Annotated in this window: 9 protein-coding genes; 4 read left to right on the forward strand and 5 right to left on the reverse strand. The window is 67.7% G+C overall.

The window, feature by feature from the left end:
* Positions 1-163: 163 nt before the first annotated feature.
* Positions 164-616 carry an SH3 domain-containing protein gene (locus tag I71_RS07890; RefSeq protein ID WP_042693574.1) on the reverse strand — a complete coding sequence of 151 codons (453 nt, stop codon included), beginning with the start codon at positions 614-616 and terminating at the stop codon, positions 164-166.
* Positions 617-889: 273 nt separating this feature from the next.
* On the opposite strand from I71_RS07890, the gene I71_RS07895 reads away from it, so the two are divergent.
* Positions 890-1,708, forward strand: a complete 819-nt coding sequence (locus I71_RS07895) for an EF-hand domain-containing protein (RefSeq protein ID WP_049975980.1) — start codon at positions 890-892, stop codon at positions 1,706-1,708.
* A 92-nt stretch (positions 1,709-1,800) separates the two neighbouring features.
* Here I71_RS07895 and hemN read toward each other — a convergent pair whose 3' ends face one another.
* The 3 genes from hemN to nhaA all read right to left on the reverse strand — a co-directional run bounded on the left by hemN (position 1,801) and on the right by nhaA (position 5,098).
* Positions 1,801-3,228, reverse strand: a complete 1,428-nt coding sequence (hemN, locus tag I71_RS07900; protein WP_083897039.1) for an oxygen-independent coproporphyrinogen III oxidase — start codon at positions 3,226-3,228, stop codon at positions 1,801-1,803.
* 69 nt (positions 3,229-3,297) lie between these two features.
* Positions 3,298-3,732 carry a DUF4112 domain-containing protein gene (locus I71_RS07905; protein ID WP_083897040.1) on the reverse strand — a complete coding sequence of 145 codons (435 nt, stop codon included), beginning with the start codon at positions 3,730-3,732 and terminating at the stop codon, positions 3,298-3,300.
* Between the two features lie 163 nt (positions 3,733-3,895).
* Positions 3,896-5,098 carry a Na+/H+ antiporter NhaA gene (nhaA, locus tag I71_RS07910; RefSeq protein WP_042693576.1) on the reverse strand — a complete coding sequence of 401 codons (1,203 nt, stop codon included), beginning with the start codon at positions 5,096-5,098 and terminating at the stop codon, positions 3,896-3,898.
* 327 nt (positions 5,099-5,425) lie between these two features.
* On the opposite strand from nhaA, the gene I71_RS37210 reads away from it, so the two are divergent.
* Together I71_RS37210 and I71_RS07915 are read left to right on the forward strand one after the other, a co-directional pair.
* The gene (locus tag I71_RS37210) at positions 5,426-5,683 is read left to right on the forward strand and encodes a hypothetical protein (protein ID WP_148294180.1); all 258 of its coding nucleotides are present in this window, start codon (positions 5,426-5,428) and stop codon (positions 5,681-5,683) included.
* A 223-nt stretch (positions 5,684-5,906) separates the two neighbouring features.
* On the forward strand, positions 5,907-6,626 hold the full coding sequence (locus tag I71_RS07915) for a TerC family protein (protein WP_042693578.1): 720 nt from the start codon (positions 5,907-5,909) through the stop codon (positions 6,624-6,626).
* 104 nt (positions 6,627-6,730) lie between these two features.
* On the opposite strand, the gene I71_RS07920 is transcribed toward I71_RS07915, so the two are convergent.
* Entirely contained in the window at positions 6,731-7,948 is a 1,218-nt protein-coding gene (locus I71_RS07920) for a YbfB/YjiJ family MFS transporter (RefSeq protein ID WP_042693579.1), read from the reverse strand.
* 176 nt (positions 7,949-8,124) lie between these two features.
* Between I71_RS07920 and I71_RS35695 the strand changes: the two genes are divergently transcribed.
* Positions 8,125-8,254, forward strand: a 130-nt coding sequence (locus tag I71_RS35695) for a LysR family transcriptional regulator (RefSeq protein ID WP_148294181.1), incomplete at its 3' end; no start/stop codon positions are given.

An 8,254-nucleotide genomic window follows, 5' to 3' on the forward strand; every position in this document is an offset into this window, starting at 1 on the left:
CAGCCTCGGCGGCCGGAAGGATGGACGATGGGAGAGGCATGACTCGACTCCGCTCGACAGGTATAAGTTCCTGATAAATCCTATCATGAACTGCTGTCGAGGGGGAGCCTGAGACTCCTGTCTTGCTCCGCGACCGACTGTCCTTTAACCGACTGTCCCGGGATCAGTTGGCGATGGGAGTCGCGCCGATCTTGCCGCGCGGGGCTGCCTTGATGGTCGGGCCGGCATTGTCGACGGGTTTTGCCAGGGTGGTGGCGGTGCCGCGGCTGCCGCGCGGCGTGTTGCTCTTCAGGCTCAGCAGATGCAGCCGGACATAGGCGGTCGCCCCGCCGGCCTTCACCGCCACCCAGTCACTGTTGCGCACCCGGCCCACCGTGGTCACCGCCTGCCCCGTCCCCAGCGTGGCGATCACGCCTGACGCGGCGGAAGGCTGGGCATAGACCGGGGTCGGCTTGTCCACCTGCCATTCCCCATAAATCGGCTCCAGACCGGTTCCGGTGTCGGGCGCGGTGCGCACGGTCGGCGGATTCGGAACCCGCTGGTACGGCATGCAGCCGGGGACCATCAGCGTGGCCAGGGCCACCATCAAGGGAAGGGTACGCAGACGCCGGATCATCGCTCACCTTGGAGATGGAACGGTGCTTTGCAGGAGCAGGACAAACAGAGGTGGCAGTCAAGGGGGCAGAACCCTTGGCGCGACCATACAGGAGGCGCCCCCCTCTTCGCCACCGCAGCGCACCAAAAGTCGCTATGCGCTTTTTGAGGCCCGTCACACCATTCCGAAAAATTGTCGAAAATGCGGCCATTTTCCTCGCCAGCCCGCGCAGGAGCCCGGGCAATCCCCGCGTATCTGAAGCATCACGACGGCACCTTACGGGGGCATCCGGCCATGATCTCCTCCCTCGGCAGTTCCAGCAGCGCGGCGACGCTGCAGAAATTCTTTTCCAAGGCGGACGCCAACAGCGATTCGTCGCTGTCCAAGGACGAGCTGCTGAGCGCGCTGGAAGGCACCTCGGCCTCGTCAGACAGCGACAAGCTCTCCTCGGCGGTCGACAGCCTGGTCGGCAGCCTGGACAGCGACAAGAACGGCTCGCTCAGCGCGACCGAGTTCAGTTCCTTCTCCAGTCAGTTCGATTATGCCAGCGGCAGCACCCTGCTGGCGGCGCAGGAACAGGCGAGCAGCATGCAGCAGCAGCTCGCCCAGAACCTCTACTCCAGCCTGGACAGCGACAGCAGCGGCGGCATCAGTTCGGACGAACTGACCTCGGCGCTGACCTCCGCCGGCCAGTCCAGCAGCGACGCCGCGTCGCTGTTCAGCAGCCTGGACAGCGACGAGGACGGGTCGATTTCCGAGGACGAGCTGAGCAACGCCTTGAAGGAGGCAGACGCCAACCGCCCGCCGCCGCCGCCGCCCGCCAATGACAGCGGCACCGCCAGCGCATCGGACAGCAGCAGCACGGACTCGACTTCGTCGACCTCCTCCAGCTCGTCGTCCTCGTCCTCGTCTTCGTCGTCCAGCACCGCGTCGGCGGGCGGCACGACCAGCTACGATCCGCTGGACACCAACAAGGACGGCTATGTGTCGGAACAGGAACGGATGGCCGCCTATGGCGGCTCGCAGCAGCAGACGGGCGGCGTCACATCCAACCGCCTCAGCGGCGATATGCTGCGGACATTGATGCAGGGCATCAACGAGGTTGCTGCGTAGCCTTGTGGGTTCGGATGCGTGGCACGGGAAAAGGCGGTCGGCGGGTGGCGCCGGCCGCCTTTTCTTTTGAAAATCATTGAACCGTCCGGTCCTCAGACCGCCCGGCTGTGCCGTCCGGCGCCCTTGGACAGGTGGGTATCGAAGCGGGCGGCGACGATGCGCATCAGCGGACGGGCACTCTCCGGCACATGGACGCGCCGGCCGTCCACCACGGCGACGCCGTCGGCGACCAGATCGGCCATGCCCTCCAGTTCCGCGTCGAAGGCGGACTCCGGCAGGTCATGGGCACGGGCGATAGCGGCGGTGTCGACCGACAGGTCGCACATCAGCCTCATGATCAGGTCGCGCCGCACCTTGTCGTCCCGGGTCAGCGCGATGCCCTTGCCGGTGGCCAGGCGGCCTTCCTCGATGGCGGTGGCGTACTGGTCGAAGGGAACGGCGTTCTGCACATAGCCCTGCGGCAGCGCGCCGATGGAGGAGGACCCGAAGCCCAGCAGCACCTCGGCATCGTCGGTGGTGTAGCCCTGGAAGTTGCGGCCCAGCCGCCCTTCCTCCTGCTGCACCGCCAGCTCGTCGCCGGGGCGGGCGAAATGGTCGAGACCGATGGCGCTGTAGCCGGCGGCGGCCAACACGTCGCCGATGGCGGCGAACTGCTCCCAGCGGCCGAGCGAACCGGCCAGCACCGACTCGTCGATCTTCTTCTGGTGGGTCTTCATCCACGGCACATGGGCATAGCCGAAGACCGACAGCCGGTCCGGCACCATCTCCAGCGCAATCTCGGCGGAGCGGGTGACGCTCTCCACCGACTGGTGCGGCAGGCCGTACATCAGGTCGAGGTTGACGCTGGCGATGCCCGCCTCCTTCAGCCAGGCCAGCGCCTGTTCGGTGACGGCGCGCGGCTGGATGCGGTTGATCGCCTGCTGCACCGTCCCGTCGAAATCCTGCACGCCGAGCGAGGCGCGGTTGACGCCGGCGCGGCCCAGAGCCGCCGCCATCTCCGCCGTCAGGGTGCGGGGGTCGATCTCCACCGCCAGTTCGGCATCGGCGGCAACGTCGAAGCGCGTGCGCAGCAGCGCGATCATCGCCTCGAAATCGCCGGGCGCCATCATGGTCGGGGTGCCGCCGCCGAAATGGATGTGGCGCACCGCCAGACGGCCGGGGATGCGGTCGGCCACCATGGCGATCTCGCGCCGCATATGGCCGAGATACTCGGCGATCGGCTCATAGCGCGCGACGATCTTGGTGTGGCAGCCGCAGTACCAGCACATCTTCTGGCAGAAGGGCACATGCAAGTAGAGCGATCCCGACCGCGACGGATCGATCGCCTCCAGCCAGCCGCCATAGACGTCGCCGTTCACCTCGGGCGTGAAGTGCGGTGCGGTCGGGTAGCTGGTGTAACGCGGCACCCGCAGCCCGTCATACTTGGCGAGCAGCGCGGCATCGACACCGTGGGCGACACCATGGGACTGGGACGGGTTGGCGGAGGCCGGCTTTACGGCCAGGGCGGTGATGGCGTTCATGAGCGACAGAGTGCCGCAGCACCCCCGCCGCCGCCTTGATCCACGTCAAGATCGCAAAAAGCGGCCTGTTCAGCGCCTCGCGGCGGCGGCCAGGCGTTTTTCCAGATGCTCGTGCAGCAGGTTCAGGTTCATCCGGTTGGCCTTGAAGGCGATGTCGAACACGGTGCCCAGCACCGGGACCGACCCGCCCGCCCAGTCCAGCAGCACGTTGAAGACCATCCGGGCCACCAAGACCTTGGGCAGGTCGAAACGGGCGGCCTCCATGATGATGTAGGCGGAGACGATCGCCGTCGCCGTGTCGCCGGCCACCGGCACCAGACTGGCAATGCCGTCCAGCCCGACCGGGATGCGGGTGAAGGGAATGCGCCAGCGGGTGTCCATCAGGCGGGCCAGTCGGCGCAGCCGCTCCAGCCGCTGGAAATCGATGGGGACGGTGCTTCCGCCGCCGCCCGGCGAGGGGCCTTCGGCAACACTGCGTCGGCGTGTGCGGATGGCGTCGATCATCGCATGTCCCCCGATCCGTCGGTCCCGCGCCCGCAGCGCGACTCCCCGCAAGGGGAGAACCCGCCGGCCCCCCCGCTGGTTCCGCCCTCCCGCCGCAAAGTTCAGGAACCCAGCAGACATCGCGACCGAGCGTCTTCTGCAACGCTCCCAAAACCGGCCGGCTTCAGCTCACCCTGGCCGCCATGCGCGCTCTTGCGGTGCCGGCGGCATGAAGCAGCCCATAGCCGACCAGCGCCGAGGCCAGCGAGCCGGTCAGCACGCCCAGCCGCACCGCCACAGCATGCTGCGGGTCGGCGAAAGCCAGCGTTCCGATGAACAGGCTCATGGTGAAGCCGATGCCGGTCAGCACGGCGACGCCGTAGATCTGGCCCCAGCTGGCGCGGGCCGGCCGATCCACCACGCCGATATGCACGGCAATCCACACCGCCAGGAAGACACCCATCTGCTTGCCCAGGAACAGGCCGAGCGCGATGCCCAGCGGCACCGGCTCCAACAGGCTGGCGGGGGTGATGCCGTCGAGCGGAACGCCGGCATTGGACAGAGCGAAGACCGGCATGATCAGGAAAGCGACCCATGGATGCAGCGCATGCTCCAGGCTATGGAGCGGCGCATCCTTTGTCCGCTTGCCGTCGCGGTCCTTGACACGCAGGGGGATGGCGAAGGCCAGCACCACGCCGGCCAGCGTCGCGTGGATGCCCGATTTCAGCACACACACCCACAGGACCAGCCCCAGCAGCAGATAGGGCGCCAGCGAGCGCACCCCCGCCCGGTTCAGCAGCCACAGCCCGACCGCCGATGCCGCCGCCAGCCCCAGCGCCAGCGGCACCAGACCGTGGCTGTAGAAGACGGCGATGATCACGATGGCGCCCAGATCGTCCATGATCGCCAGCGCCAGCAGGAAGACGCGCAGGCTGCCCGGCACGCGGTTGCCCAGCAGGGCCAGCACGCCGAGCGCGAAGGCGATGTCGGTGGCCGCCGGGATCGCCCAACCCTGCAGGGCGCCCGGTTCGGCCCGGGCGAACAGGCAATAGACCAGCGCCGGCACCGCCATGCCGCCCAGCGCCGCGATGCCCGGCAGCATCGCCTTGGCAGGGGACGACAGCTCGCCCTCCAGCACCTCGCGCTTGATCTCCAGACCGACCAGCAGGAAGAAGATCGCCATCAGCCCGTCGTTGATCCACAGGATCAGCGGCTTGTCCAGCCCGGCGCCACCGGCCGTCACCGCCACCTTCGTCGCCAGGATCGCGTCGTACAGCGGGGCCGCCGGCGAATTTGCCCAGATCAGGGCAAGCACCGCCGCGATCATCAGGACCACGCCGCTGGCGCTTTCGGTTTTCAGGAAGGTGGCGAGGCGTCTCAATGTCATCGCGTCTCGTCTTTCCGGCTGTTGGTCAAAAACAACAGATGGTCCCGTCACGCCCACGTTGGAAGATGCGGATATCGAAAAATGCGTATACCAACCATTGTCAGAGCATCGCGGCGAATTGACGCGCCTGCGCATCTAAGCTGCTGCTGACGCTCCCAATTTCTGACCTGAATACTTAGGCACGGTCCTGCTTAGGTCTTTTGCCTGCTGGCGATGCCTGCAGTCGTCCGACACAATTCCCTCAATAGCATCAGCTGAGCCTGCGACCAACAGTCCAAGGCTTGGGGCAAGGCCGGCAAACGGCCGCCCATTCCGGAGGAAACGCCCATGACCACGCTTTACTGCGCCTGCTGCGGCAGGCCGTTCGTCCGCACCTCCACCCGCGGTCCGGCGCCGCTCTACTGCTCCCAGGACTGCCGGATTCAGATGGCGGTGCGTCGACGTGCCTGGAGCGACCGGGCCGACAACAGAACGACCACGCGCAAGACCGTCGAACGGCACGAGCTGGGTCACAGCGACCCTGCGTCCTACGGCCGCCTTCCCGTCCTGGCGGCCGGACAGCGGCCCCCAATCCCCTGGCGATGAAACGCGCCGCCCCCGGCCCACCGGAAGACAGCGGGGAAATGGCGGTAAGACGCCGAAAAACCTGGGGTGGATCGGCGGAAAAATGGAACTGGCCCCACTTGCAGCGGACCGCTGCCGACCTCATGTGGTCGCGGTCACGCTGGCGCCCCGCGGTGCCGGCGTGCGGCCAGCCGACTGCCCCCATTTGACCGCCCCCATTTGACCGCCGGAGCCCCGCCCCTTCATGCTCGACCTGCTTGCCGACCCGAATGTCTGGGCCAGCCTTCTGACGTTGACCGCGTTGGAGATCGTGCTGGGCATCGACAACATCATCTTCATCTCGATCATGGCGTCCAAGCTGCCGCCCGAACGGCAGCACAGCGCGCGGCGCGTCGGCCTGGCGCTGGCGCTGCTGACCCGCCTGGCCCTGCTGGCCTCGATCGCCTGGGTGGCCCAGCTGACCCAGCCGCTGTTCACTGTCGCCGGATGGGAGGTGTCGGGGCGCGACCTGATCCTGATCCTGGGCGGCCTGTTCCTGCTGGCCAAGGGCACGCTGGAGATCCACCACACCGTCGAGGGCCATGAGGAGGGCGGATCGGCCCCCAAGCACGCCACCTTCACCTCGGTGGTCGTCCAGATCATGTTCCTGGACATCGTCTTCTCGCTGGACAGCGTCATCACCGCCGTCGGCATGTCGGACCATCTGCCGGTGATGGTCGCCGCCGTCATCATCGCCATGGCGGTGATGCTGTTCGCCTCCGACCCGGTCGGCGATTTCGTCAACCGTCACGTCACGGTGAAGATGCTGGCCTTGTCCTTCCTGCTGCTGGTCGGCGTGGCGCTGGTGGCGGACGGCGTGGGCTTCCACATCCCCAAGGGCTACCTGTACTTCGCCATCGCCTTCTCCACCCTGGTGGAGGCGCTGAACCTGCTGGCCCGGCGCAAGCACAACGCGGCTCACTGACGATGGTCAAAGGGGGCGCCCACACCGGCCCGCCCCTTTTCCACCCTCACGCCCCGGTGGATTCGGCCATCAGATGCTTGTAGGCGACCTCGAACAGGTTTGTCCTATGACGTTTCAGGGGAGGCGAAGGCCTGCCCGGCCGAAGACCGCCGCCCGGCGATCACCATGCCCAGCGCCAGCAGCAGCGCGCCCAGCACCACCGCGGCGGCCGCCCCCAGCAGGGCGGCGTTGAAGCTGCCGGTGCGCGTCACCACCAACCCCGCCGGCAGCGGCCCGATGATCTGCCCCAGCCCATAGGCGGCGGTCAGCGCCCCGACCACCCGCGCCGAGGCGCCGGCCGACAGCTGCCGCCCCAGCGCGAAGGCCTGGGAGACGATCCCGACGAAGGTGCCGCCGAACAGCAGCGCCGAGAAGACCGCCACCGCCGGCGACCCGGTCATCGGCAGCAGGATGGTGACGGCCTGGGTCAGGTGCGCCAGGATCAGCGACCACCAGCTGTTCGACCGCCGGGCGACCGCCGCCCAGAACACACCGGCACCCATCGCCCCCAGCCCGGCGACCATCCACGCCGCCTCGCCGACCGCGGCAGTGCCGGGATCGGTCTTCAGGATCGACACCAGGAAGGTGGCCGAGACGATATAGCCGCCGCCCTCCAGGAAATAGGCCAGCGTCAGCAGAAGCAGCGGCATCGACAGCCCTGCCCGCCTTGCGGTGCCGGCATCCTCCACCGTCCCGGCCGCGGCGGACTGCCGTCGCGGCGGCGGATCGCGCACCCAGAGGCCCGGCAGCAGTCCCAGCACGGCGCAGATCGCCCCCAGTGCCAGCCAGTCGCCGTCCCAGCCCAGATGCCGGCCGAACAGCGCCACGAACAGCCCCGACGAGGCGATGCCCAGCCCGACACCCATGTAGAGCCAACCGGCCAGCCGCTCCCCGCCGCCGCGCGACAGCGTGTCCAGCACCATGGCGATGCCAAGGATGAAGATGCCGGCACTCGACACCCCCGACAGAAAGCGCAGGACCAGCCAGACCGGCATCGCCTGCCCGGCATCGCCGAGATCGAGCCCCATCGCCGCGGTGGTGACGACACTGACCAGCAGCGACAAGCGGTACATGACGGTTCGCACGCTCCCGTGCGGCACCAGCCCGGCGCCGAGCGCGCCGACGAAATAGCCAAGATAGTTCAGCGAGGCGAGCAGCCCGGCCCCGTCGGCGCGCAGCCCGGTGGCCTCCTGCATCGCCGGCAGGATCGGGGTGAAGGCGAAGCGCGCAACCCCCATCGCGATGGCAAGCCCGATCAGCCCGCCAACCAGCACCCGCACCATGCTCCGCGCCCTCCCGGTTGTCGGCCGGCTCGTTGAAACGGGAATTGTTCGTCTGGCCGATTGATCCGGCATCCATCATGGCCGTGGCACTGCCCTCATTTCCAATGAATTGTTCTGATGATAAACTCCACTCCAGGTGATGGGTGCCATGCGTCGGCGGTTGAGGAGATGGGGCGATGGATCTGGCCGGTTTGCGGGTGGTGAAGGCGGTGGCCGACACCGGCAGCGTCAGCCGGGCGGCGGAAGCGCTGAACTGCGTGCAGTCCAACGTCACCGCCCGGATCAAGCGGCGGAGGAGGATCTGGG

The organism is Azospirillum sp. B506 (assembly GCF_000333595.1).
GTDB lineage: Bacteria > Pseudomonadota > Alphaproteobacteria > Azospirillales > Azospirillaceae > Azospirillum.

Coding starts and splice junctions, on each gene's coding strand:
- hemN (WP_083897039.1), bottom strand. CDS start 3,228: ATGAACGCCATCACCGCCCTGGCCGTAAAGCCGGCCTCCGCCAACCCG.
- I71_RS07895 (WP_049975980.1), top strand. CDS start 890: ATGATCTCCTCCCTCGGCAGTTCCAGCAGCGCGGCGACGCTGCAGAAA.
- I71_RS07920 (WP_042693579.1), bottom strand. CDS start 7,948: ATGGTGCGGGTGCTGGTTGGCGGGCTGATCGGGCTTGCCATCGCGATG.
- I71_RS07890 (WP_042693574.1), bottom strand. CDS start 616: ATGATCCGGCGTCTGCGTACCCTTCCCTTGATGGTGGCCCTGGCCACG.
- I71_RS07905 (WP_083897040.1), bottom strand. CDS start 3,732: ATGATCGACGCCATCCGCACACGCCGACGCAGTGTTGCCGAAGGCCCC.
- nhaA (WP_042693576.1), bottom strand. CDS start 5,098: ATGACATTGAGACGCCTCGCCACCTTCCTGAAAACCGAAAGCGCCAGC.
- I71_RS07915 (WP_042693578.1), top strand. CDS start 5,907: ATGCTCGACCTGCTTGCCGACCCGAATGTCTGGGCCAGCCTTCTGACG.
- I71_RS37210 (WP_148294180.1), top strand. CDS start 5,426: ATGACCACGCTTTACTGCGCCTGCTGCGGCAGGCCGTTCGTCCGCACC.